Here is a 26,119-nt window from a genome sequence, read left to right on the forward strand (position 1 = left end):
ATGGATTTAGAAGCAAGAAAATACAAGTTTATACAACAGCTATCTGAAGTCAATGAAACACTTTTAGATAAATTAGAATACGTCCTAAAAAACGGATTACAAAATTCTGAAAGAATTACTCTAGACGACTACAACAAAGAGATAGATGAAGCAATTGAAGATATCGAAAAAGGTGAATTTTATACCCAAAACGAGGCTAATAAAATAGCTGATCAATGGTAAAAATTGTTTGGCGGAAATTAGCATTATTGCAATTAAAAGAAGCTTTCGATTATATAAAAAAAGACTCCTTGCAATCTGCTGAAAACGTAATAAATGAAATCTTTTCTGCAACGAACAACTTAAAATACAATCCTGAAATTCATCCATTAGACAAGTATCGCAAAAATAACGATGGAACCTTTAGAGCTTTTGAAATTTATAGTTACCGTATAGCCTATCAAATAAACAAATCCGAAATTAGAATACTTCGTGTTCGGCATACGAAACAAGAACCTTTAGGATATTAGAAATCGCTAAAACACCTAAAGTTGTCAAACCCTACTTACTTCCCAACCAAGCATCACGATTTGCTTTAGTCACTTCAGGTAAATCATCTAAACTTGAAATAGCATAAGACGTATCAGCATCTAAAGTGAGTTTTACAGTGCGTTGTTTTCCGAAGCGCTCATAAATCACATCGATTGTTTGGTTAGGTTTCACAGTACCTAAAATTTTATTTAAGTCTGAAGTTTCATTGAGTGCAATACCATCAATTTTAAGTAATTTATCCCCTTTTTCGAGTCCTGCGGCATAAGCTCCAGAACCGACCATTGTATTACTTGTAATCACTTGGTTTTTTAAACGCAATCCAAAAGCAGGCTGCTCCGTGTTTTGTTTTAATTGCACACCAACCGTTTTAAACAAAGTTTCAAAATCTGGCATGCCGCTTTTGTAGATGTAATTGTTGAAAAAAGCATCACTAAATTCAGCACCAGCATAATCATTTAACGTCTGCTGTAAATCAGCAATGGTATAATAGGTTTCCGTCTTTCCGTAGGTGTTCCAAACCTGTTTCATATAATCGTCTAGATTCAGGTTTTCGGCTCTAAGCGATAGATCTAAAGCCAGACCTAGCATACTGCCATACGAATAATAGGAAATAAAAGTGTTGCCACGATTAATATCATCCACAGAACGTGCCGCATCTACAAACGGAGCTTGGTAGCTCATCTCAATAGGATTAAAAAACTGCCGTCCTGGTGAATTCCACACGTAATTAAAAGTTCCTGTTAGGCCTTTTATATAATCTTCTTGTGCTATAAGTCCGGCTCTGGTTAAGGTTAAATCGTCATAATAACTGGTAAATCCTTCAGCAAACCATAGCTCGCCACTCATGTTGGCTTCTTCAAAATTAAAAGGTTCTAAACTTTGTGGTCGTATGCGTTCTACATTCCAGCAATGAAAAAACTCATGACTCACAGTACCAATATTACGATCTGCTCCATCGGCTAAACTTCGTGTGCTGGTGACAATGGTAGAGTTTCGATGTTCCATACCATCTCCTGTGGCGTTAGGAATATAACAACCTAAAAACGTGTATTCTCCGTAATCGAAAGTTGGTAATTCGCCAAAAACTGCTTTTTGTTGTAAGATTGTTTTTTTGACCTTTTCAAAATAATCATCAAACTCTGCTGCGGTTCCATTATGATGTAATGCAAAATTGATCTTTTGACCATCTACCTCAAACGAACGTATCATATGGTCACTGATTTCAGTTGAACTATCCATAAAATACTGCAAGTTGTCAGCGGAATAGGTGTTCCCTTCTACCAGCTTTAACTGCGTAGCAATTTTCCAGTTTAAGTCTTTGCGAGGTTTAAATTCAATGTTGAAGGTGTCGTTTTCCAAGCTCGGAGCATACATAAAGGTCGCTGGCATATTAAGATGCGCATGCGTTTCATCGACTTGTGCGTAGGTCCCATCTCCATGATTGGCGTATAAGGTATAATTGACTATGATAGTGCCATCGTGATTATTCACAATCCAAGAATACGGATCGGGACGTGTTGTTTCTAAAGCATTACCCTTCCCATTTGTAACTTTTACATTGTAAACATTCTTAGCGAATTCGTGAATAGCATAACGTCCTGGTGAGCTTCTAGACATTCTAAATGCGGCTTCACCGGATTTTAAACCTTTGAAAGTGGCCGTGATTTCAGCTTCATGATGCGCTGCATTTTCAAACGAAATGGTATAACTAGAACTTCCTGCAGTTATTAATTCTGTTTCAGAAGTTTTGTCTTCCTTGCAATTCACTAAACATAAAAATGACAGTAATAAAATTAGGCTTCGCATCTATTCAATTTTTAGACTCCCAAGGTACTAATTTTTAAAACCTTTTAATCTTCTACGTATTCTAAAATATCACTAGGCTGACAGTCCAAAGCTTTACAAATGGCTTCCAAAGTTGAAAACCGAATGGCTTTTGCTTTTCCCGTTTTTAAAATGGACAAATTTGCGGTTGTAATCCCAACGAGTTCTGCAAGTTCGTTACTCTTCATGCCGCGTTTGGCTAATATGAGGTCTAGGTTGACTATTATAGGCATGATTATATGGTTAGATCGTTTTCTGCTCTCAGATGTTCACCTTCTTTAAAAATCTCTGCTAAAATAAATGCTAAAAGTATATAAATTACAGGAGTCAAAGATAGATGTGAAATAGTTTGACTTCCACTTTCAAATCGAAGTACCGTATAACTTATCAGAATTGTAACCACAATAATATAGACTCCAATCTTCCTAAACAGCTTTGCATTACGACTACTAAAGGTATGTAATGTTTTAACAGATAACATAATGGTTTCGAAAGCCCTAAGTATTAGAAATAGTAACACGGCAACACTAATGATTTTGAAATAATTGATATACAAGGATACTGTTTTTAGTTTTCCAAAAGTATATGGTTTTGAATCAAATTTGGCATCCTCAGTATCATCCTTCCAAACATCTGAAACTATCGTCGAAACACCAAGATAACCTGGATTAGCCTTTAACACGATCTCTTCTTCTGCAAACCTGTCTTTATCAATTTGAGCATATATAAATAAGCTCGTAATACCTATTGCAGCAATTATTAATATGATTTTCAATAGTCTCGTCACCCAAATAGCGGTATTTAAAAGTGTGTTTTTAGTCATAATCAAATCGTTAAATCGTTTTCTTCTTTTATAATCTTAGTATCTCTAAGCACTGTACTCATTAGCATTAAAAATAAGCCCATCGCAATTATCAATAAATAGACTAATGTTTTTTCACTTAACCCAAGTACAACTTGCCGTTTATAAAACATATTGCCAATCTCATCAACCAACCATAAAGCTACTGAAGACAGCACCATTAGTTGTCCAGAGGAGAACATTTCCATTATAAGTTTGGCGTTATGAAAATCATTTTTCAATAATAATTTTGTCGCTATTCTTAATCTCCAAAGCGCAACAACAAAAGCAGCATAAACCCCAAGCTCTAAAAAGGTAAAAACATATAGCATTCTCTCCGTTTTAAAAACCAATGCATCGTGTTTTAAACCAATCAAATCCTGATCTATACCAAATAGAACCATTGCTAAAACAAAAATTCCCAAACCAATACCAATGAGTAAAAGGAAAATAATAACATTTAGTATTGCATAAAGTGTCTTTGCTGAATTCATAATTATCGTTTTACGATAACAAATATATAAAAATTATTGATAAACGATAATTATTTATTAAAAATGATAATTTTCCCAAGACCTAGCAGGTTTTAAAAACCTAGCAGGTCTTTTTCCTATATTTGAAACATGATATCCAATAGCATCATTTCAGAAAGCGCAAGACCTATTTGGCAAATACCCATTGCTGCCCTATTCTTTACCATGGCTTTCGGAATTATGGGTTATAAAGTTTTTCTATGGGCAACAACCAACCAACCGCTAGGCATACGGTTATTAGATTTTGAAGGTGTTATTTATTTTACTGGTATTGGTGCCAGTTTTTGTTCCAGAAAACGCATCCATATAGACATTCCTAATTCCAGATTTAGACCAACCATAGAAGTTGGCCCTGTAAAATTGGGATCATGGCAAACCATTAAAAATTACCAATATGTTTCTGTATTTCATCAACCCACAGTAGGTGGCGATTATATATTTGAAGTGAATCTGTGGTACGACAATAACAAACATTTTGAATTGTACGAAGAAGACAATTACAAAGAAGCCTTTCTCATCGGTTACGAACTTTCGGAAGAATTAAATATCGATTTATTAGATGCAACTGAACCCAATAACTTTAAATGGGTTAATAAAGAGGAGTGGAAAACTAAAATAGCATCTGGTAAAATTGATTAACTGTTTTTAGACCTGTCAGGTTTTAAAAACCTGACAGGTCTCCACAAGAATATAGTACCTTTACCTCATGCAAGACACCTTCGTTACCATAGCCAAATTTCAATATTCAACAGAAGCCGAAATCATTAAAGGCAGACTAGAGTCTGATGGCATCAAAGTATTCCTAAAAGACAATATCACTATTGATACAGATCCCTTAGTAAGTAATGCTATTGGCGGTATAAAATTAAAAGTATTAGCTGCGGACGAAGCCAAAGCAAAAGATATTTTAAATTCCATTAAAGCCTATTCTCTAAATGATGATGGTGAAGCTATTGTCTGTCCCAACTGCGGAAAACATCGTATTGAGCTGTATTCTACCATTACCAATTTTAAATCCTTAGTCTCTTTTCTTATTGCTTTTATTACCGGAACACTACCTTTTAGCGCGCGCTACCAATACAAATGTGAGGATTGTAAGACGGAATTTCCCATTAAGAATTAAGGACGTTATCATAAGCACGTTTCAGTTTTTTAATCACGATTTCTAATTCATCTTCATTTAAATGTCCAAAACCAAAACGAATGGCACAAGTCGTTTTATCTTGATATAAAATCGTTTTTGGTAAGAACAAATCTAGTTTTTCAGCTTCTTCAGCCAGTTTCACCAAGGAAATGGTGTTCACAAATTGCAACCATAGCGCCAAACCACCTAAGGGTATATCCCAAGTAACAGCACCTTCAAAATAATAGTTTAAATATTGACATAAACAATCACGTCGCTGTTTATAAGTGATAATATTTTTCTTCTTAAGGCGATAGATTTCACCTTCCGAAATAAGCTCAGATAACATTTGCTCTTGTATTAAATCTCCTTGTTTATCTAGTAATTGTAAATAGTTTTTGGCTTCAGAAATAAAGTTTTCGGGTGCGACTACAAACCCAGTATGAAAGCTAGGAAATAACGATTGCCCTAATTTACCGAGATAAATCACCATCCCATCAGCATCTGCACTTGCCATAGGTAACATGGCAGAACCTTCAAATTGAAAATCGTAATCGTAATCGTCTTCGATAATAGCAAATCCGTAAGCTTTGGCGAGTTGCAATAATTGCAAACGACGTTTAGCACTCAAGGTTACCGTTGTCGGATAATCTCTATGCGCACAGATATACACACAACGAATGCTTTTTTTTACAAAATGGGTTTTTATATAATCCACATCCAAACCTTCTTCATCTACAGGAATGGTCCGCATAGTGGCACCAGCTTCCTGAAAAATCATATTAGCCGCATAATTACTTAACTGCCCAACCAACACCAAATCATCTTGTTTTATGAGCAGTTGCGACACCATATAAAGGCTCATTTCTGTGCTACGCGTATTTATTAAATGATGAGGATTGATATGAAATCCTCGTGTGGCATTCAAATAATTACAGAGTTGTGTACTAAAAACCGAAGGTCTTAAAGCAGTCGTCCGATTCCATTTATTAATTAGCGGTTTCCGTTTCATGGCAGCACTATACCATCTCGAAAATTGGTGCACAGGATGCAAACGCAAATCGGGCTTACCATCATTTATAGAATACTTGGCCGTTGTTTCTTGTGCTGTGGAAGCCAAATGAAACGATTTCTGAAACGGAAAACCAGCCACTTTAGGATACGAATACGCTTGTTGCAAGTGTTGTGTTGTGGCTTTTATTTTTGCCGTTGATTCTTCAGGTACCAAAACAAAAGTCCCTCTATTGGCAACAATATCTACCCAACCTTGCGAGGCCAATTCTTCATAAATAGCAACAGCCGTATTCCGATGAACGTTTAACAACTGACTAAAAACGCGCGTCCCAGGCAACTTACTCCCTTTTTCTAAATAGCCACGTTGTATGGCATTGACGATTTGTTGCGCCACTTGAACATATACAGGTTGCACAATACTTTTATCGAATGTGATAAGCTGTTTTAGAATTTGACTAACCGGACTATTCATTGTTTTAAAACTGGACTACTTTAATCGTCCGCGAAGTTACGACTTTTGCAGCGTTCAACTAAAACCATACAAGAACAAAGTCATACAAAACCTAAATAAATGAAAACCATTACCGCACTTTTTACATGCATTTTAATTGCCACTTGCCAACTTAACGCGCAAGACACACAACCCATTATAAAAACAGATTCTTTAAAAGAGGTCATCATTACCTCAACGCGAATTGATTTACCCTTCAAAGACAATTCCCGAACCATAAACATTATTACCTCTGCAGATATTAAAAGTAGTGCTGCGGTCAACATTTCTGATGTCTTACAGCAAGTTGCAGGTGTCGATATTAGACGTCGTGGCACAGGAGGAAGTCAAGCCGATTTATTTATTAGAGGTGGTGGTTTTGATCAGACATTATTGTTAATTGATGGTATAAAAATGGACGATGCGCAAACAGGGCATCACACCTTAAATGCCGCTTTGCCATTAGAAGTCATTGAACGCATCGAAATTATAAAAGGACCTGCAGCACGTGTTTTTGGACAAAATGCCTTTACAGGAGCTATTAATATTGTGACAAAATCGAGTTTAGATAATTCCGTATCTGCAAATCTTGAAACCGGTTCCTTTGGTCAACTTAATGGTTCAGTAACTGTTGGAAGTGAATTAGAAAACTCAACACACATACTTCATGTGGGAAAAATGACGTCTGAAGGCTACCGAAACAATTCAGATTACGACAATTCTAATTATTTCCTAAAAAGTGTGTTCAATAAAAACGCCCAAGCTATTGAAATGATTGCGACATTTTCTGAACGTAAGTTTGGTGCCGAAAATTTTTACACCACCAATCCTGCATATAATGAATACGAAGAAACCCAAAACAGCTTAATCGCATTCACCACCAAATTTCAATCTGAAAAATTCAAAATTCAACCACGTATCTACTGGAAACGCAACCAAGATCTATTTCTTCTAAAACGTTTTGAACCTGAATTCTTCAGAAACTTTCACCTGTCTAATAAAATCGGAGCAGAAGCCAATGCCTCATATACCTCTAAATTTGGAGTTACAGGCTTTGGAATAGACCTCTCTAAAACCTATTTAAAAAGTAACAACTTAGGGAATCGTAATCGTTTTATGACCACCTTGTTTTTAGAACACCGTTTTCAGTTTATCGATAACCGATTAGACATTACACCTGGTGTTGCCGTAACGTACTTTTCAGATTTTAAATTTAATGGCTTCCCTGGATTAGATGTAGGTTTTGATATTACGAATAACCTTAAAGCCTACGGAAACATTGGTTTTACGTATAGAATCCCCACCTATACCGATTTATATTACACGGATCCAAGAACAAACGGTAATGAAAATTTAGAACCAGAAGAAGCCTTCGCGCAAGAAATTGGTATTAAATACAATTCCCAAAGCATTAGAGCAAGCCTATCTGTTTTTAATCGCGATGCCAAAAACCTGATTGATTTTGTAAGACCAAACACCGTTGAAGAAATCTTTACAGCAACCAACATTGCAGAAGTCAATACCAAAGGCCTAGAAGTGGATGTGGCTTATAATTTTGACATGAATAGCTTCAATCAAACCTTAGCTTTTGGTTACGCCTATTTAGAAGATGATATTTTAGAGCAAAACGAAGAATTATCGCGTTATGCCTTAAACACCTTAAAACATCATTACACCACGAGATTAAGCACACAATTATTTAAAAATGTGAGCCAAAGCATTGTTTACAAATATGCTGAACGCACCACAGGACAAACTTACAACGTTTGGGATGCATCAATTATGCTACAATTAAAACAAGTAGAATTATCCATAACAGCAAGCAACATTTTTGATGCCGACTATATCGAATCAGGTTTTACACCAATGCCACCAAGCAACATATTATTTGGTATGCGTTACAAATTCCTTTGAAAAAAGGAATCTCATAAATTGAAACTAAATGCCCATCACAACTATCCTGCAAGGTCTTTTTTCGACCTTGTAGGTATAAAATACATTGGTACTCCTTTTTTAAAATAACTTAAGAAACCAATATGCAATACCTAAAGGCTTTATAAGTAAAAAACAATCACAACGTTTTAAAAGTGCCTTTAGATACTTTATATATAACCCCGAAAATGATCCTCTTAAAAACAATGCTTTAAAACCTAAAAGGTTTATAAAATCTAGCAGCATTTAGAACACATAAAATAAAGTCAGTTAATTATTTTCCAAAATTTCTGTAACAATTCTCCCACAATAGCTACCTATATATTGAAAGTGGTCCAAATCTCAAAACTTTTTTGAGGCTCCAAATAGTATAAAAACGACCGTACTTCAATAACCATCAAAATACAATTAGTATTCCAAGCTTGAATTAGTATAATTCAAACGCGGCAAAAAACTGAGACTTCAAACGTCTGTTTGCTGGTTAAATTTGGTTCGACTAACTTTCACAAAAAATTGCATACTATTACAATGGTCGTATATTTAGTAACTCAAATTTAAACGGCATCTTATGGCAGAATGGTTTTCAAATCTAGAATTTCTATCCCAACTCTATTGGCTAGTCGCTATTATTGGTTCTCTTATTTTTTCTGTAGTCATGGTTATGGCTTTTGCAGGTGGAGAAGCTGATGATATTGATGGCGATATTGAAGCCGGATTTCAATTTATATCCTTTAAAAACCTCGTAGGCTTCTTTACCATTTTCGGCTGGAGTGGTATTGCGTGTATCGATGCCGGACTCTCTGCAGCACTGACCATATTTATATCTGTAATTTGTGGTTTGTTAATGATGGTGATTATGGCAGCACTCTATTTCTTTATTAGTAAACTTTCGGATAGTGGCACTTTAAATTACAAAAATGCGCTCGATGCTGTTGGTGAAGTCTATTTACCTATCGGAGCAGACCGTTCAAAAATGGGAAAAGTAAATGTAAGTGTGCAAGGCACAATGCGAGAACTCGATGCACTTACCGATTCATTAACACCCTTAAAAACCGGGACAATAATCAAAGTCGTCGATGTCACCTCTAACGGCATTCTCATTGTAGATCAAACACGTAAACCGATAGAACCTTCAAAATTACATATGGAAGAATTACATGAAGGAAAAGACCGATATCTCAAAAATTAAGTCACACTAATATTAAGCTTTATAACCAACCAATCAAATCTAAATGACTATGAAATTACTAACCATTCAAAACAACTTTAATTTGGAAAGCATAGGCGGTCCCATGCTACTCATTTTTGTAGCCTTATTTGTAGTACTTACCTTAATTATTTTAATAAAACGCTACAAACGTTGTCCATCAGATAGAATTTTAGTCGTCTACGGAAAAGTTGGAGGCGGACAATCGGCTAAATGTATTCATGGTGGAGCGGCTTTTATAATTCCTGTTATTCAAGATTATGAATTCTTAGAATTAACGCCAATTTCTATCGAAGTAAATTTGGTTAATGCCTTATCTAAACAAAACATTCGTGTTAATGTACCATCGCGTTTCACCATTGGTGTCTCTACAGAGCCAGGTATTATGCAAAATGCAGCAGAGCGTTTATTAGGATTAGGTCAAAATGAAATTCAAGATTTAGCACAAGAAATTATTTTCGGACAATTACGTTTAGTAGTGGCTTCAATGGATATTGAGGAAATTAACAACGATAGAGATAAATTCTTAACCAACATTTCAGAATCTGTTGAAACCGAATTAAAGAAAGTAGGTTTAAAGTTAATCAACGTAAACATTACAGATATCGTTGATGAATCGGGCTATATTGAAGCACTTGGTAAAGAAGCTGCAGCACACGCTATTAACGCAGCTCGTAAATCGGTTGCAGAAAAAACGAGAGATGGATCTATTGGTGAAGCTAATGCTGTACAAGATGAAAGAACGCAAGTAGCAGCAGCCAACGCCCAAGCTGTAGAAGGTGAAAACACAGCAAAAATTGCCGTTGCAAATTCAGATTCGTTACGTCGTCAGCGTGAAGCAGAAGCAGAACGTGTGGCAAATGCGTCTGAAAAAGTACAGTCAGCAAACGCCTTAGCAGAATCTTATGCTGCAGAGCAAATCGCAGAAACAGCAAGAGCGGAACGTGAGCGTTCGTCTCAAATGGCAGATGTTATTATACCAGCTGAAATTGATAAACGTAAAGTTGAAATTGATGCTGAAGCAGATGCAGAACGTATTAGAAGACGTGCAAAAGGGGAAGCAGATGCGATATTATTTAAAGCACAAGCCGAAGCACAAGGACAATATGAAATCTTAACCAAGCAAGCTGCGGGTATGGAGCAAATTGTAAAAGCGGCTGGCAACAATAGTAGAGATGCGGTATTATTATTAATTGCAGACAAATTACCAGAATTAGTAAGAATTCAATCGGAAGCGATTAAGAATATCAAAATCGATAAAGTAACTGTTTGGGATAATGGTAGCGGCGGAGAAGACGGAAAATCGTCAACCGCTAATTTCTTATCTGGCATGTACAAATCAGTACCACCATTACAAGAAATGTTTAATATGGCTGGTATGGATTTACCAGAATATCTAAAAGGAAAAGACAAAAAAGAAATCGCAGCAGACGACGCGACTATAGATAAGTTGTAAAAACAAAATCATCTTTTCTTGACTATAATTAGCTACAAAAGACCAATACCTAAATTAAAATTCATTTATGGTATTGGTCTTTTTTTTATCGGAATACTAAGTATCGACACCTATTTTGGTGTGCTATTCTTGGGAGCAGGTGTCTTCTTTTTCTATACCGATGGTATCGAAATTGACCTCACAACAAAAAAATACCGGAATACCATTAACCTATTTGGCTTCACTTTTGGAAAATGGAAAGACTTTCCTGAAATAGAATACGTCTCAGTGTTTAAAACCACGCAAACCACACGCGTTTGGGTCTCAACAGCTAGCACAAACGTAACGACAACTGTGGTCAAAATCAATTTGTTTTATAATACCAATCAGAAAATTGAAGCTTATGAAACAGATAATACAGATACCGCTTTTGATATCGCCAACCAAATTGCAACAGCCTTACAGATTGATGTTTTAGACGCCACATCGCGAGACACCAAATGGCTATAATTTAACACCAACTGTCATTCCTGCGCAGGCAGGAATCTATTCCATCTAAAACCTTTCAGTTCATTCAATTTTTAGAGAGTCCGAGCCTAGTTAGCGCAAAATCTCAATAATAAAAAAATGAATAATGAAGTGGATTCCTGCCTACGCAGGAATGACAAACCATAACGAAGTTTTAAAAATCATATCCAGAACCAATAAAAAAACAACCTACAATCAAACCCTAAAAGCTTAATCCGTAAATTGTCCCCTTGAGGATTAGTGAAAAACAAAATATATTTTGTTTTGAAGCTACCGAGCGAAGCTCATTAGGGGTGTTATTTATTTTTGAATCTACCGAGCAAAACCCTTAGGGGTGTTACAAAAATCAATGTCAGTTCGAGTGATTTTCAAGGCACGAGAAAATCGTATCGAGAACCATCCACCACCCCATTCATTAAACCTAAAACAGAATACATAAATTTTACTAACCTTTTCTTAACTTTGCAACCTAAACGCTACTAACATTTGAAACTCAATCTTCAAGATATTCCACGTGTTAAAACCATCACTAAGGAAGATTTTATAAAACGCTACTTCAAACCACAAAAACCTGTAGTGATAGAGCATTTTATAGAAGATTGGCCTGCCTATACCAAATGGAATTTAGACTATATTAAAGCGACTGCTGGCGACAAAACAGTTCCACTTTACGACGATAGACCTGTAGATTATAAAGATGGTTTTAATCAGGCGCATGCCAAAATGAAAATGAGCGATTATGTCGATTTACTGCAACGCGAACCCACACGATATCGCATTTTCTTATGGAACATATTAAAGGAAGTTCCGCAACTACAAAAGGATTTCAAATTCCCTGATTTCGGATTGCGTCTCATGAAAAAGCTACCGATGTTATTCTTTGGCGGACGCGACTCATACACCTTTATGCATTACGATATAGATTTCGCTAATATTTTTCATTTTCATTTTGAAGGCAAAAAGCAATGCATCTTATTCGATCAAAACCAAAACAAGTACTTATATAAAGTACCGCATGCCTTAATTACCAGAGAAGATATTGATTTTTCTAATCCAGATTTTGAAAAATGGCCAGCTCTAAAAAAAGCAAAAGGTTGGATTTGTGAATTAAACCACGGAGAAGTACTCTATATGCCCGAAGGCTATTGGCATTACATGCGTTACATTACTCCTGGGTTTTCTATGAGCTTAAGAGCCATTGCCCGAAATCCTAAAAACCTCAGCAAAGCCATTTACAATATCTTCATAATGAGAAACTACGATAATCTCATGCGACGTCTAAAAGGGCAAAAATGGATTGACTGGAAAAACAAAAAGGCTATTTCCAATACCAATCGTTATATTTAATTTTCTGACATTAATAAAATACTATTTGTATATTTGACCCCTATTTTTAAAATTAAAAACATGAAAAACATTGTATTAGTAGTCGCTTTATTAGCTTTTAGTTTTGGTAACGCCCAAGCCTTTGAAGGTAAAGGAGATCAAAAATTTCAAGTCGGAGCTAATATTCAAGATTACGCTACAGGAATTAACGTAAGTTTCGATCACGGTTTAGGAGAAAACATCTCTGTTGGTGTATCCTCTTCTTACGCTTTAGGCGGTGCAGATGGTATCGAAAATCTTGATTTTGGTGATCGTTTCGATTTAAAAGCACGTTTTAACGCTAACTTAGGTAACGTAATTAATATTGATGAAAACTTTGATTTTTATCCAGGTTTAAACCTTAGCCTTAAAAACTTTGGTGGCCATGTGGGAGCTCGTTATTTCTTTACAGAAGGTTTTGGTGTTTTTACAGAAGCCAACTTCCCTTTAGCTAAATATGACAATGATGACTTAGTAGATATACATAACCAATTTGTTTTAAATATTGGTATGACATTTAATTTGTAAACAGTTACTTACTTTATATTCTAAAGCCTTTTCATTGACGTGTAAAGGCTTTTTTTTATATGGCACTAAATACTACCAAAACCAAGACGATCATAGTTTACAATACCAATATCAAATCTTAATCCTCAAATCTTAAATCTTGACTCTTGGTTCTAAACTCTTGACTCTCTTCTCTCTTCTCTATATTCTCAACCCATCACCAATCACCAATCACCAATCACCAATCACCAATCACCAACAACCAATCACCCAAAATACGCATTCAACCTCTCATAAACCAAAGCCGATTCCCAACCCCGATACAACAAGTAATCGGCCACCTTTTTCTTTTTCTTATACACATTAGGTTCTTTAACTTGGGCGATGCGTTTTTGCACCAAATCATCTAAGGTTTTATAATAATCATCCAGATCAATTTCCTTTAAAGCCGAATCAATACTGTATTTAGAAATATCTCTAAACTTTAACTCGCGTAGCAAACGGTTTTTACCCCATTTCTTAATCCTAAATTTCCCACTAACAAACGCTTTAGCAAAACGCTCTTCGTTGAGGTAATTATCCTGAATTAAATGCACCATAATCACATCAATAGCTTCAGGAATCATACGCATATCCCGTAGCTTTTGCCGCACCTCTTTATGGCAGCGCTCTTGGTAGGCACAATAGTGTTCTAATTTTTTTTGTGCTTCGTTTACCGTGTATGTTTTATTGCTATCCATCCATTTCAAAAATACAATAGATTAAGAAAAAATAGCGATTTAAAACCTATTAATAAAGTCGTATATAAGTTTAAAAATGGCTAATAATACAAATTCATCGTTCTAACTCCAATTACACTTTATCGTCATTTTTATACACTTAATAGATAACCTGTAAGAAATCTTAACAATTTGTTAATAAATACCTACTTTACAAGGCACTGACTAGCAGTGTATTTAATATATCTTTGGTCATTGTTAATTGAATCTATTTTATCCCTATTATCCCTATGGTAAAAAATTACTTCCTCGTTTTTATAGCATTTTTATGTTTTAGCTTGTCTGGTTATGGGCAAACGTATACTAAGATTACAAATATCGGCGACCTTACCGATGGGTATTATGTAATCGCGGAAGAAAATGACGCCTACGCAATGAGCAATAGTCATACTGGTAGCGTTTTAGAAGAAACAAGTATAGCTCCAGTAGCTTCGGTTATTACAAATCCACCAGCTACAATTATTTGGAAAATAGAAACTAATGGTTCGGGTAGAACGATATACAGTGAAGACAGTTCGAAATATGTATCTTATACTGGTAGCAGTAATAACGTTCAAATTGTAAATGCCGTAAGTACTAATAACCAACGCTGGAATATCACATATAGCGGAGGAGATTTCATTTTTTCGAACCTTGCTGTAACAGCTAGAGATTTAAAATATAATCCTAGCGCACCACGTTTTGCTTGTTATACAGGTGGTCAAAGAGACATAGCCTTATATAAACTAGATGCTCCTGCTGGCCCAACCATAACAGCAGCACCAACAACACTTACAGGTTTAGATTACTTTTATAATATGCCTCCATCTTCTGAAGATACATTTACAGTAGAAGGAAGCCTTTTAACCAACAACATTGTAGTCACAGCACCAACCGATTTTGAAATTTCGTTAACCACTGGTACAGGATTCACAAACTCAATTACGCTAAACGAAAGTAGCGGTACAGTAGCTTCTACTACAATTTACGTAAGATTAATATCAGGAAAAGCTATTGGTACTTATACAGATAATGTAGAAATTACAAGCACAGGGGCAACAACTAAAACCGTTTCTGTAAGTGGAGATGTTGTAGACATATATTGTAATGCAGGTCCTACAAGCAGTTCTGACTCCGAAATTGAAAATGTAACCTTAACAGGAGTAAGTCTTAATATCAACAATGATACTAGCGGGACTTGTACAGGTGGTACAGGAGGTGTTATTAATGATTTTACAGCACAGAGTGCGGATGTTTATCCAGGAGGGAGCTATACGCTAAGTGTAGAATTCGGTGATTGCAACAATGGCACTCAATATGATGGATCTGGCGGCGTATGGATAGATTGGAATAATGATGGTGATTTTGATGATACTGATGAAGAAATAACAACATTAAACGTAGCCGTTTCTGGTGGTAATATTACAGAAAACATAACAATCAATGTTCCTGCAGCTCAAGCATTAGGGGATTACAGAATGCGAATTGTTCAAGATGAAGGAGGCACAGCAGGTACAATTTCTCCATGCGGAACATTTAGTTGGGGTTCTGTTGAAGATTATACCGTTACTGTAGTAGCAGCAACCGGAAACTTAATTACAGTTACACAAGCCACAGGAGGAGCAATTTCTCCGGGTTCAACAATTGTAGCAGATAATGCTAACCAGAGTTTTACAGCGACACCAGACACATGTTACACCTTTACCAATTGGGTTGTAGATGGTACCAATGCAGGAAGCACAAATCCGTACACCTTTACTAATGTAACAGCAAACCATACAATTACTGCCGTTTACACCCAAGACACTTATAATATTACAGCAACCGCTGGTGCAAATGGTACTATTAGCCCAACTGGTGTTACTAGTGTGGGTTGTGGTAATGATCAAACCTACACCATAACAGCAGATAGTGGTTATATAGTAGATGATGTTTTAGTTGATGGAGTCTCAGTTGGAGCTGTTACGTCTTACGATTTTCCTAATGTCACAACAACGCATACAATAAGCGTGAGTTTTGCGGTTTACGTAGCACCTCAAATTGTAATTACTGAATTTGCAGGTAAAGGATATGACGCAAATTTTAATGACGAATATATTGAAATAGCTAATTTTGGAACAACAAGTGTTGACTTAACAGGATGGTTTTTAAAATACTATGAAAGCTCTCTAGAAGAAACCGTTAATTTATCAGGTATATTAGCACCTAATACTGCCTATGTAATTGCAGCAAGAAGTTTACATACAGCCGCAATTTCACCAGACATAGTAGCATCCTTTAGCATGAATAATCAAGCTTATGCAGTTCTTTTAGAGGGAACAACCGTAAGAGATGAAGCCGGTTCTAGCTCTAATAAATTTAATGATGATTATAATTATGAATTTACAGATTGCTCTAATGACAATAAACCAACATCAAATTGGGATAATTTAGGAACAGGAAATGGAACACCAGGTGTTGTTAATTGTAACGCACCAAAACCAGAACTACAATTAGTAGATAATACAGCAACTAACCAAGACTGCGGTTTCACCTTAGATTACGGTGATGTAGCCATTGGCTCAACCTCAGACCTAACCTTTGACATTGAAAATATAGGAACTTTAGACCTTAGCATTAGTGGTTTGGCCATTACTGGAGATTATACAATTATATCTCCTGCGACAGTGCCGTTTATAATTACACCAGGAAACGCACAAACAGTGACCATACGATTAACACCACTATCAGATGATCCTATATTTGGGGAACTTACCATTACAAGTAATGATGACGATGAAGCTAGTTGTATTGTTAATCTAGCAGGTACTGGCTTTACTCCTGGTCCCAATATTAACGTTAGAGGGGTTGTGGGTAGTAACCCTACAATTGCAAATGGAAGTACAACAACAGCTGGCTTTAACAACACTTTATTTGCGGCACAAACCATTAATACAACACAACAAACAAAAAACTTTAGAATTGGTAACGAAGCAGGTTCTGCTCCCTTAACAGTATCTGATATCACGCTATCTGGAGATACGGCAGACTTCGTTGTAACCTCTAGTTTCTCTAATCCATTTGCTGTAGATACGCATCAAGATTTTACAATAACGTTTCAACCAACTACAGATTCTGGTTTAAGAAGTGCCACAGTAACCATTACAAATTCAGATTCCAATAAAAACCCTTATACATTTGTCGTAGAAGGAAATGCCAATTGTCCATTAGTAAGCGGAACAATAGCTCCTGCGGAAGGGCCTATTGGTACCATTGTTACTGTACTATCTCCTGGTAATAATCTAACAGGGGCAACAGCAACATTAAACGGAGTGGCATTGACCACCGTTTCATCAGATAACGCAGAACTTCTAGTAAGGTTACCTAACACAATTACAACCGGTGGCGCTTTAAGTGTAGAACTTACAACAGGCTGTATTTTTAGTAATCCCTTTACACTTATTAACGAAACGATTGCAGGTTGTGAAACAACGTCAAGTGGTAGCAGCTTAAGTGATTTATTTATTAGTGAAGTAACAGATTCTTCTAAAGGGAGTTTAACCTACATTGAGTTATATAACGCCACAGGTGCAACCATTAATTTTGCAACAACAAATTATACGATTAAAATATATAATAATGGAAGCGGATCAACCTCTCATAGTTTTGTAATCAATTCTGGTTCTATAGCTAATAATGGCACCTTTATTATTGCTACAGGCTTATCTACAGTTGCCTCGCAATGTACCGAAACAACAGGTGGCGACGGAAGCTTAGGAGATATGACCATCGCAAATTCTGGTGCTAGTGTTAATTTTCACAAAGATAATAACACCAGCACAGGCCATGATTTCATAGGGCTTTATAGCGGTTCTTCAACCTTAGTAGATGCATGGGGAGTGTTTGGTGACGCCACTTGGGCAACGGGATTAGGTCTTGGCGAGAGCGGCGCAAATTTTCAAAGAGACACCGCAGCAACACTACCAAATACAACATTTTCTATATCAGATTGGATAATCACAGACTGGACAGGTTCTGAATGTGATGACGTGGATTACTCAACTATAGGCTCTTACGATTTCTCAACTGGTGAAGCACCAACAATTACAATACAACCTATAGATTCAGACTTTAATTGTGAATTCGCTACTAGTTTTACTATCACAGGCACAGAAGGATCTAATGAACCTGGTGACACCCAAGAATTAACATACCAATGGTTTTATACCGCGCCAGGAGATACAGCTTGGACAGGAATTTTATCTGGTAATGCAGATTATACCGGTCAGCAATCGGCAACATTAAATATAGCTAACTCGTTTAATCTAAATGGCTATCAATATTATTGTCAATTACGAGAAGATGATGCGACATGTTACAAAGCATCTAATGCTGCAACCTTAGAAGTGTTGGTTTCTGAATGGAACGGTACAACTTGGTCAACACCACCTACTATCGATAGTGCTGTCATTCTTAACGGAGGCTACGACACAACAACAAACGGTAGTTTTAGCGCTTGTAGTTTAATCGTTAATGCTACTTATGTCTTAAATATTCAAAATGGAGATTATATTCAAATAGCAAACGACATCATTGCAGACGGTGACATTACTGTATTTTCTCAAGGTGCTGTAGTACAAATGGACGATTCTGCTACGGTAACGGCTAACGGAACTATTACCGTACAAAAAGAAACAACTATTTTAAACACTCCATACGACTACACGTATTGGAGTTCTCCTGTTGCAAGCGAAACTATTGAAAATGTATTCTCAACCGTATCTGCATCGAGACGCTTTAGCTTTAATGCGGCTAACTTTATTGATTTACTAATTGAAAACAATAATACAGGCACATTTACTGTCGGTCAAGACGATATAGACGATGATGGTGACGACTGGCAATTGGCCTCTGGAACAATGACACCAGGTATGGGTTATGCCGCGACACCTAGCACATTTGGCCCTGCTCTTCCTATTGCACAAATATTTCAATTTGTTGGTCCATTTAATAATGGCGTTATAACACCTACGATCGTTAACAATAGTTTAGGAGCTTATAAAGACTGGAACTTAATCGGCAACCCTTACCCTAGCGCTATTGATACTGATGTGTTTTTTGCCGCAAACAGTGCTACTGTTAATGCTATTCATTTATGGAACCAAGCCACAGCTGCCAATGCGAATGCTTCTGGTAGCCAAGGCATGAATTTCTCTAGCGCAGATTACGCCGTTATCTCAGCAAGTGGGGTTAATACAGCTGGTGGTGACTTAGCTTTAATTCCTAATAATTTTGTACCATCTGGTCAAGGCTTTTTTATTGAAGCACTGAGCAACACACCTATCGTATTTAATAATTCCATGAGAGTTACAGGAGATAATAATCAGTTCTTTAGAAATGCGAACACCATCAATCAAAGACATGTATTATGGTTAAATTTAACCTCCGATAATGGCGTTGCAAAACAAATGGCTGTAGCTCATTTAGAAGGAGCAACGGATACTAATGACGGATCATTTTATGATGTCAAGGAAAATCTTTCTGCAGGAACTTGGGCTACTTTATATTCTACTATTGCAGATAGTGAAGGAACTCAATTTGTTATTCAAGGTAAAGAGACTTCAAGCTTAGATATTAATGAGGTGATTACGCTCGGTTTTAAAACTAACATTACCGCTCCAACCCTTTATAACATTTCTATTGCTCAATTTGAAGGTGATTTTTATACAAGTAATATTATTTATATTAAAGATAACTTGTTAAACACAACTCACAACCTTAAAGATTCAGATTACACCTTCACCTCAGAAACAGGCGAATTTAACGACCGTTTCGAAATTGTATTTACACAATCGACGCTTTCAATAGACAATAATATAATTGATGCTAATACGGTAACGATTACTGAATTTCAAAATGGGGATGTTCAAATTAAGGTTGGAAAGACACATACCATAAAACACGTCGCTATTATAGACGTAACAGGTCGTATCATTTACAACTTACCAGGCAATGATTCTACTGAGGTTTACAACCTTTCTAAATTGAGTCAGGCCGCTTATATTGCTAAGATCACGTTGTCCAATGGACAGGTCATTAGCAAAAAAGCCATCAAAAAGCACTAAATAAACGCTCTCTATATTATGTAAAATAAGTCGCATCTCAAACATGCGGCTTATTTTGTTTTAAACCAGAGTTGGCAAGGCTTTGGCAAGAATCACAACTAAGTCTCAAATAGGGTTCACCCGTAGCTACTCCGTATCTCCTCCGTATGTACTCCGTATGTAAGCCGTATAGACCTTGAGTGACATTCAGGATAACCAAAAAACCAACGTTGATGAGGTAACACTTCCTAAACACCCTATGTTTAGGGCAAACTCACGCCTTTTAAAGCGTATATTTTAAGGCAAGAATAAAGTTCCGACCCGCTGCAGTTATTCCCGAAGAATACGGCCTATAACGCTGGTCCGTTATATTTTCTAAACTAGCCGTTAAACTAAATTGATCATTGTACTGGTATTGCGTTCTAAGATTAAAGGTATGCCAAGCGGGTGCATACGGATCTCCATTAGCATCTAAAGCATAGATATAAGCTTTCGACGCTTCCGAAGGTGATAATTGGTTAAAGGCTAATTCGTTATTATAAACCACAAAAGCATCCAATAACAATTTATTTTTCTTCCAACTCAAATGCGTACGACCAAAACTGGGCGCCACATGCCGTACGGGTTCTTCTACTCCATTATTATCCTCTGTACCACCAATAACATTGTACTGAGAACGCAGTTTTAATTGTTTGGTGAAGTTAATTTCCAGTCCTGCTTCAAAGCCATAAATCCAAGCTTTAGACGCATTCTGTATCGCCTGAATTGTACTTAATTCACCATTATAAACCATTTCGGTGTCACCATTAAGTTCATAATCGCGCCGAATTAAGGCATTGTCTAAAAACGTGTAATAGGTGGCTAAATCGATAATGACTTTGTTTTCAAAGTTCAACTTTAAGCCCAACTCACCACTATAAGCGTATTCCGCTTTTAGGTCTTTGTTGGGCACCACAACAGCACCAGGCTCGCTATCAAACACCTTACCGATATCATCTATATTTGGTGCTCTAAAGGCTGTAGAGGCATTTAGCTTCCATTGGATTAAATCGCTTGGAGACCATGTAATACCAGCCGTACCTGTTAAGGCACCAGTATTAACCTCAGCATCATCAAATGGTAAATTTAAAAATACATTATTCGCTCTAAAATCCGCTTTCGCAATCACCTGATTAAACCGAAGTCCAGACTGAAACACAAATTTAGAATTCGGTTTATACTTTAAACTGGCATAAGCCGCAATAGACTGCCACGTAGAACCATCTGGATAGCGCGTAATGCTCTCCACATTTTCACCAGTATCAATGTTTTTATCATACCCATTTGAATGTACCGTATTATGTAGATATTCTAGACCATAAAAAATACTAGTTTTAGTATTGACGCTTTTTTCTAAATCTAAATTAAACGACACGGCATCAACCGATTCTGCTCTTACAGCACGTATATCAGATTGAAAATCACGATCCTCCCGACTTTCTTTAAAGTTCTGATATGCTAACGTGGTTTGAATTTTATCATACAAATTAGAACTACTACTCAATTTAGTCAACTGAAAATTGCCCATAAACCATTGTTGTGGTCCATAGTTCCATTCCGCAGAGCGTAACTCATCTCCTCTATAGCGAATAAGCCTATCATATCTAGAAAAATCTGAGGTACTAGAATAATACAAGCCTAAATCGAAATCTAAATTATCCGATGATTTGTAACGCACCTTTTGCATTGCATTAATTTGATCATAACCTGTTGGGGTTTGTACCTTAGGGTTTGGATTGGTAACAATAACATCTTCACCATTTTGCTGCGATACATATTCTGGCCGCAAATAATCATCCGGACCATGGCTTCCCATTCTTAAATCATCAAAGTCCGTATAACTCACGCTCGTTAAAAATGCCCAGTTTTTATACCCTAAATTAAAATCCAGATGACCTGTCTTTTCTGTATTTGCAGAGGCGAATCGCGTTAACGCTGTCGCACTAAAATCTAAAGCATCAGTTTCAGAAAATTGAGGCTTCTTAGTATAAAAGCTCATCACTCCCCCAATCGCATCACTACCATAAACTACAGAGCCTGCACCAAGTGTGACCTCAGTATGCTGCACCGAGAAGGGATCTATGGCAATCACATTTTGAAGATTACCTCCTCTAAAAATAGCGTTATTCATACGCACTCCGTCTACCGAAATTAACAGCCTATTAGTAGAAAACCCTCTAATCATAGGACTTCCGCCACCTAATTGACTTTTTTGAATATAGATATTACCAGTATTCTCTAACAAATCGGCACTCGTTTGTGGATTAGACAGCGCAATGTCTTTAGCACTGATATTCACTATGGTTTGTGGAATATCGCGTTTATGTTGTTCAAACTTAGACGCCGAAATTAGAATTTGATCTAAACCTTCTACCTTAGGCGTGAGATAAACAATACCCTTATTTTTGGCTATTTGAGCTTTTGTTAAACGCCGTTCTTCATATAAGAAATCTTTAAAAAAGATGATTTCATAATCATTAAAGATCGACAAGGATACTTGCCCTTTTAAATCGGTAATAATAGTTTTGTTTTTTTTCTGATTAACTAGTGCCACGCCAGGAATAGGCATATGGCTATCTGCTTCTAAAACAGTAATCGTTTGCGCAGTGCTGAGCTGCAAAAAAAGAAATATAAAAATAATATGCGCACTAATGTGCTTCACGTATGAACTCACAATCATTATATTTTATTTTGGTAAAAAGTGATCTAACGAAACACGTCGTTAAGTACTTGTAATGATTTAGGTTTTTTAAAACTTCCCAAATGTAATTCAAAATAATACAAGAGCATATTTAAAAACTCTTGCCTTTGTTTTGCCTTAATTGTTATGGTGTTTAGTGCATCAAAACTTGTGCCTAACAAACGTTTTAGGAGTGTTAAATTTTTACCCGAAACGGAGTAAATCCCATGATTAGAAGCCTCAAAAATTCCAGACTCTAAATTAAAGAATGCGTAATCATTATCTAAGTTTTCTGGTAGAAATCCTAAATAGCGTGTCAGCTTCAACAAAAACAATAAATGAAAGTTTGAAAATTGATCTTCATTATCTAAATACTGAAGTGCTGCTGTTATAAAATGGAATAAATCTTCGTTCTTCTCTTCTTCCTTTAAGACATTTGAAAGAATTTCGGATAGAAATAACACGATGGCACTTTTATAGATATTGGTATGAAGACTTTTGTATATGTAATTAAATTTAGTCTCCTTTATAAAATGAAGCGACTGATTAGGTTTGTAGTTTTCTTCTATTTGAAGTTGCGATAACGCTTGAAAATAAACAGTTTTAGAGAGTCCTTTTTTAGATTTTAAAACACCTCTTAGCATATAACTAACCACTCCGCGTTGCTCTGTATAACATTTTACGATGAGGTCGTTATCTCTATACTTAAATTTAGATAGTACGATGCTATTATTTTTTGAAAGCATGCTTTATCGGACTATTAGTACTTTAAGAACTTTAGTTTCAAAAGAATCTAAATCGGAAATCAACACCAAATACACACCAGTTCTCACGACATTGTTGCCAAGGTTTTTTCCATTCCAAATAGCCGTTCCACCATCTATAGCAAAGTTATAATTGGCATTAGAGGATCTTAAATTAACGTTAGACTGTGCTTCTGCAACCAAATTACCTTCAATATCTGTAATTTTTATATTCACACGTTCTGTTAGCCCACTAATCTTTACCCCTTTATTAATATCGTTAAGATCGTTAAAACCGAGAATATTGTATTCTGGTCGTACAGGGTTAGGATATACAAAGGCATCTTCTAGGGTGGTTTCTGTTTTTGAACCTCCGGCTTTAAATGCTAACAATCCCTTAATTGTTGCGATATAAACAATACCATTATTACCATCTATTGAAATGTCATTAATTCGGTCTGATGGTAATGGTGAATTATCCTTAGTAAAATGATAAATAGTAGTTTGACCATCTGGAGACAGATAAAAAACACCAGAATCCACCGTACCAATCCATTTATTATTTGAGCCATCTACTGTAATATCGGTAATAGTCTGCCCTTCTAAAAGCTCTTTCGGAATACCATTTTCTAAAATAATTATAGAACTTAAAGTGGGGTTTAAATCGTCATAAAATCCCGCAGTGTTATAAAGTACCCTTAGTCCTGTAAAAGTCCCTACCCAAAGCTGATTTCTGTTATCTACTGCAAGAGCATTCACTCTCGGGAATGGCAAACCTTGTTCTTCAGTTTTAATATTCCGAAGTGGATTATCGCTTACTGTTTCATTATAAGCATAAATTCCGTTTTTATAAGCGCCAATCCATTTGGTACCAGTATCGTCAATGGCAAGGTCAAAATAACCAAACTCATCTCTAATAGCATCTTGTATAATACTCGAAAAATCATAACTTCTCCAGTTGCCAGTATTGGGATCGTACGATTTTAGAGGTTCAAATAAAAGCGATGACATAGACCATAAGAGTCCGGTTCTATCAAAAGCTGTAGCAGAAACTCTTAAACTTCTAAAGTTTGGTGAACCTGGTAATACTAATGACTCTAACCCACTATTGCTGTCATCATATAGTACAGTAGGTTCCAAATTATTTATTTCTAAAAGACCATCTTGAAAAGAACTCACAAATACTTGACTAGGATTGAAGGGATTAATCGCAATTTGCGACAGATTTCTTGCTCCTAACACATCTTCAAAAGGAATAGTCTCCCATGCTTCATTTATATAATAACTTATACCTCTACTTCGTATTGGGTCAGGAACCAAATCCTCGGTGTACCCGCCAAAACTAGACCAGACGATACCAGACTCGGCATTTAGCCTAAACGTTTCGTTTAATAACGGACCATTGGGTTTTATTTCAACGTAATCTCCTGTTGCTACAATTGAATTACGCAACACACCAAAAGCCTCTGTACCTATATAAATAGAATCATCTAAGGTAATTGCGGATGTAAAATTAGAATCATAATCAGCTGAGGGCTGAAAACTTTTTACCAATTGTATATTTTCATCATATACATATACGGTATTTCTGGTTGAATAAATAAGATTTGACGCAGACATATCAGAATCTAAAGGCAATAAAGGAAAAGTTAATAACGAACTTAAAGACGTACCGTTTATTTCGTAGAGCACTCTATTAATTCCCACAGAATACAATTTATTATTAATCGTATTCATCGTATAAAAGTTCCCTGTTGAAAGGCTTTGCCATTGCTGATAATCTATTAAGTTAGGATTGTTTAAATCCGCTTTCTTTATACCGTTATTATCCATGCAGGCCACATAGATTTCATTATTTAAAACAGACACTTGTTTCACTGTAATCTGTGCACCACCATTCCCAATAAAATAAGTATCACCAAATTCTAAGCGCTCTAAATCGTATACCGAAATTCCATAATCTGTTGAGATATAAATTTGCCCCTCATGTTCAAAGAAGTGATTAATACGCTTATTAACTGGAGTAATATTTACCTTATCTAAAATATCTACCACAGATAATACAGAATTCTCCGTTTCAGAATAGACCTCAATTAATCCAGTTTCATATCCAATAAGCAAATATTGATAAAGCTCACTGTAATATATGGTCGTAATTTCCTCACCCGAAAGTCCTTCTACCGAAGTAATTGTAGTGAGTTCATTAGTCTGTGTATCATATCTAAAAACAGCATTTTGTGCTGCTGCATAAATTTTATTCTCACCACTAACTACATCCACAATGTCGTTATAAGAATAATGACCTTGCCACAAGGATGAAAAATCTTGACTATAGCCCGACGCCGTAAGTCCAAATACTAAAATGAGGATTTTAAAAACAGTAGTATTCATTGATAAAATAAGGTTTGCTCAAATATATTTAATACTAACGATAATTATGTGCTTATCATATATAATGTCATAAAAAAAGCTCCTGTAACAAACAG

General features: G+C 36.1%; 20 protein-coding genes. 11 read left to right on the forward strand and 9 right to left on the reverse strand.

The genetic code is table 11. From position 1 onward, the window contains the following. Both DFQ09_RS12365 and DFQ09_RS12370 read left to right on the forward strand, forming a co-directional pair. A complete protein-coding gene (locus tag DFQ09_RS12365) occupies window positions 1–222 on the forward strand; it encodes a hypothetical protein (protein WP_115810772.1) in 222 nt (73 codons plus the stop codon). Beyond that, entirely contained in the window at window positions 216–509 is a 294-nt protein-coding gene (locus DFQ09_RS12370; protein ID WP_115810774.1) for a type II toxin-antitoxin system RelE/ParE family toxin, read from the forward strand. The genes DFQ09_RS12365 and DFQ09_RS12370 overlap by 7 nt, the downstream gene beginning before the upstream one ends. Before the next feature lie 31 nt (window positions 510–540). On the opposite strand, the gene DFQ09_RS12375 is transcribed toward DFQ09_RS12370, so the two are convergent. The 4 genes from DFQ09_RS12375 to DFQ09_RS12390 are packed head-to-tail and all read right to left on the reverse strand — an operon-like array spanning window position 541 to window position 3,690. Next, window positions 541–2,337, reverse strand: a complete 1,797-nt coding sequence (locus DFQ09_RS12375; protein ID WP_115810776.1) for a M61 family metallopeptidase — start codon at window positions 2,335–2,337, stop codon at window positions 541–543. Window positions 2,338–2,381: 44 nt separating this feature from the next. Continuing rightward, window positions 2,382–2,588, reverse strand: a complete 207-nt coding sequence (locus tag DFQ09_RS12380) for a helix-turn-helix domain-containing protein (protein ID WP_115810778.1) — start codon at window positions 2,586–2,588, stop codon at window positions 2,382–2,384. Between the two features lie 2 nt (window positions 2,589–2,590). Then, window positions 2,591–3,178 (reverse strand): DUF2975 domain-containing protein, encoded by a 588-nt coding sequence (locus tag DFQ09_RS12385; protein WP_115810780.1) that lies wholly within the window; start codon window positions 3,176–3,178, stop codon window positions 2,591–2,593. Between the two features lie 2 nt (window positions 3,179–3,180). Beyond that, window positions 3,181–3,690, reverse strand: coding sequence for a hypothetical protein (locus DFQ09_RS12390; RefSeq protein ID WP_115810782.1), 510 nt, complete (start codon window positions 3,688–3,690; stop codon window positions 3,181–3,183). A gap of 129 nt (window positions 3,691–3,819) precedes the next feature. Between DFQ09_RS12390 and DFQ09_RS12395 the strand changes: the two genes are divergently transcribed. Then, on the forward strand, window positions 3,820–4,368 hold the full coding sequence (locus DFQ09_RS12395; protein WP_115810784.1) for a hypothetical protein: 549 nt from the start codon (window positions 3,820–3,822) through the stop codon (window positions 4,366–4,368). 67 nt (window positions 4,369–4,435) lie between these two features. Then, window positions 4,436–4,852 carry a putative signal transducing protein gene (locus DFQ09_RS12400; RefSeq protein WP_092465772.1) on the forward strand — a complete coding sequence of 139 codons (417 nt, stop codon included), beginning with the start codon at window positions 4,436–4,438 and terminating at the stop codon, window positions 4,850–4,852. Here DFQ09_RS12400 and DFQ09_RS12405 read toward each other — a convergent pair. Then, a complete protein-coding gene (locus DFQ09_RS12405) occupies window positions 4,842–6,338 on the reverse strand; it encodes an aminotransferase-like domain-containing protein (protein WP_115810786.1) in 1,497 nt (498 codons plus the stop codon). The two genes, DFQ09_RS12400 and DFQ09_RS12405, sit on opposite strands and share 11 nt — an antisense overlap. A 99-nt stretch (window positions 6,339–6,437) precedes the next feature. Here DFQ09_RS12405 and DFQ09_RS12410 point away from each other — a divergent pair, with 99 nt between their 5' ends. The 6 genes from DFQ09_RS12410 (at window position 6,438) to DFQ09_RS12440 (ending at window position 13,351) form a co-directional block, all read left to right on the forward strand. Continuing rightward, entirely contained in the window at window positions 6,438–8,270 is a 1,833-nt protein-coding gene (locus DFQ09_RS12410) for a TonB-dependent receptor plug domain-containing protein (RefSeq protein WP_115810788.1), read from the forward strand. 586 nt (window positions 8,271–8,856) lie between these two features. Next, window positions 8,857–9,477: a hypothetical protein gene (locus DFQ09_RS12415; RefSeq protein WP_115810790.1), complete on the forward strand. Its 621-nt coding sequence runs from the start codon at window positions 8,857–8,859 to the stop codon at window positions 9,475–9,477. A 49-nt stretch (window positions 9,478–9,526) separates the two neighbouring features. Then, window positions 9,527–10,951, forward strand: a complete 1,425-nt coding sequence (locus DFQ09_RS12420; RefSeq protein WP_371312275.1) for a flotillin family protein — start codon at window positions 9,527–9,529, stop codon at window positions 10,949–10,951. An 18-nt stretch (window positions 10,952–10,969) separates the two neighbouring features. Next, complete coding sequence (locus tag DFQ09_RS12425; RefSeq protein ID WP_115810792.1) at window positions 10,970–11,440, forward strand: hypothetical protein; 471 nt, start codon at window positions 10,970–10,972, stop codon at window positions 11,438–11,440. 504 nt (window positions 11,441–11,944) lie between these two features. Next, a complete protein-coding gene (locus DFQ09_RS12435; RefSeq protein WP_115810794.1) occupies window positions 11,945–12,805 on the forward strand; it encodes a cupin-like domain-containing protein in 861 nt (286 codons plus the stop codon). A gap of 60 nt (window positions 12,806–12,865) precedes the next feature. Beyond that, entirely contained in the window at window positions 12,866–13,351 is a 486-nt protein-coding gene (locus tag DFQ09_RS12440; RefSeq protein WP_115810796.1) for a DUF6646 family protein, read from the forward strand. 245 nt (window positions 13,352–13,596) lie between these two features. Here the strand turns inward: DFQ09_RS12440 and DFQ09_RS12445 are convergent, their stop codons facing one another. After that, the gene (locus DFQ09_RS12445) at window positions 13,597–14,070 is read right to left on the reverse strand and encodes a regulatory protein RecX (RefSeq protein WP_115810798.1); all 474 of its coding nucleotides are present in this window, start codon (window positions 14,068–14,070) and stop codon (window positions 13,597–13,599) included. Between the two features lie 269 nt (window positions 14,071–14,339). Between DFQ09_RS12445 and DFQ09_RS12450 the strand changes: the two genes are divergently transcribed. After that, window positions 14,340–20,192, forward strand: a complete 5,853-nt coding sequence (locus DFQ09_RS12450; protein ID WP_115810800.1) for a GEVED domain-containing protein — start codon at window positions 14,340–14,342, stop codon at window positions 20,190–20,192. A gap of 262 nt (window positions 20,193–20,454) precedes the next feature. Here DFQ09_RS12450 and DFQ09_RS12455 read toward each other — a convergent pair whose 3' ends face one another. The 3 genes from DFQ09_RS12455 to porZ are packed head-to-tail and all read right to left on the reverse strand — an operon-like array spanning window position 20,455 to window position 26,024. Beyond that, a complete protein-coding gene (locus DFQ09_RS12455) occupies window positions 20,455–22,890 on the reverse strand; it encodes a TonB-dependent receptor plug domain-containing protein (RefSeq protein WP_115810817.1) in 2,436 nt (811 codons plus the stop codon). Between the two features lie 26 nt (window positions 22,891–22,916). Next, a complete protein-coding gene (gene recO, locus DFQ09_RS12460; protein WP_115810820.1) occupies window positions 22,917–23,636 on the reverse strand; it encodes a DNA repair protein RecO in 720 nt (239 codons plus the stop codon). Between the two features lie 3 nt (window positions 23,637–23,639). Beyond that, window positions 23,640–26,024, reverse strand: coding sequence for a type IX secretion system anionic LPS delivery protein PorZ (gene porZ / locus DFQ09_RS12465; protein WP_115810823.1), 2,385 nt, complete (start codon window positions 26,022–26,024; stop codon window positions 23,640–23,642). Between the last annotated feature and the right edge of the window lie 95 nt (window positions 26,025–26,119).

The sequence above is a fragment of the Winogradskyella pacifica genome (genome assembly GCF_003386275.1).
GTDB lineage: Bacteria > Bacteroidota > Bacteroidia > Flavobacteriales > Flavobacteriaceae > Winogradskyella > Winogradskyella pacifica.

Bases quoted from the DNA above. Each gene is read 5' to 3' on its own strand.
- DFQ09_RS12405 (WP_115810786.1), bottom strand. From the start codon at position 6,338: ATGAATAGTCCGGTTAGTCAAATTCTAAAACAGCTTATCACATTCGAT.
- DFQ09_RS12385 (WP_115810780.1), bottom strand. From the start codon at position 3,178: ATGACTAAAAACACACTTTTAAATACCGCTATTTGGGTGACGAGACTA.
- DFQ09_RS12375 (WP_115810776.1), bottom strand. From the start codon at position 2,337: ATGCGAAGCCTAATTTTATTACTGTCATTTTTATGTTTAGTGAATTGC.
- DFQ09_RS12365 (WP_115810772.1), top strand. From the start codon at position 1: ATGGATTTAGAAGCAAGAAAATACAAGTTTATACAACAGCTATCTGAA.
- DFQ09_RS12420 (WP_371312275.1), top strand. From the start codon at position 9,527: ATGAAATTACTAACCATTCAAAACAACTTTAATTTGGAAAGCATAGGC.
- DFQ09_RS12445 (WP_115810798.1), bottom strand. From the start codon at position 14,070: ATGGATAGCAATAAAACATACACGGTAAACGAAGCACAAAAAAAATTA.
- DFQ09_RS12390 (WP_115810782.1), bottom strand. From the start codon at position 3,690: ATGAATTCAGCAAAGACACTTTATGCAATACTAAATGTTATTATTTTC.
- DFQ09_RS12395 (WP_115810784.1), top strand. From the start codon at position 3,820: ATGATATCCAATAGCATCATTTCAGAAAGCGCAAGACCTATTTGGCAA.
- recO (WP_115810820.1), bottom strand. From the start codon at position 23,636: ATGCTTTCAAAAAATAATAGCATCGTACTATCTAAATTTAAGTATAGA.
- DFQ09_RS12415 (WP_115810790.1), top strand. From the start codon at position 8,857: ATGGCAGAATGGTTTTCAAATCTAGAATTTCTATCCCAACTCTATTGG.
- DFQ09_RS12410 (WP_115810788.1), top strand. From the start codon at position 6,438: ATGAAAACCATTACCGCACTTTTTACATGCATTTTAATTGCCACTTGC.
- DFQ09_RS12370 (WP_115810774.1), top strand. From the start codon at position 216: ATGGTAAAAATTGTTTGGCGGAAATTAGCATTATTGCAATTAAAAGAA.
- DFQ09_RS12450 (WP_115810800.1), top strand. From the start codon at position 14,340: ATGGTAAAAAATTACTTCCTCGTTTTTATAGCATTTTTATGTTTTAGC.
- DFQ09_RS12440 (WP_115810796.1), top strand. From the start codon at position 12,866: ATGAAAAACATTGTATTAGTAGTCGCTTTATTAGCTTTTAGTTTTGGT.
- DFQ09_RS12380 (WP_115810778.1), bottom strand. From the start codon at position 2,588: ATGCCTATAATAGTCAACCTAGACCTCATATTAGCCAAACGCGGCATG.
- DFQ09_RS12400 (WP_092465772.1), top strand. From the start codon at position 4,436: ATGCAAGACACCTTCGTTACCATAGCCAAATTTCAATATTCAACAGAA.
- DFQ09_RS12455 (WP_115810817.1), bottom strand. From the start codon at position 22,890: ATGATTGTGAGTTCATACGTGAAGCACATTAGTGCGCATATTATTTTT.
- porZ (WP_115810823.1), bottom strand. From the start codon at position 26,024: ATGAATACTACTGTTTTTAAAATCCTCATTTTAGTATTTGGACTTACG.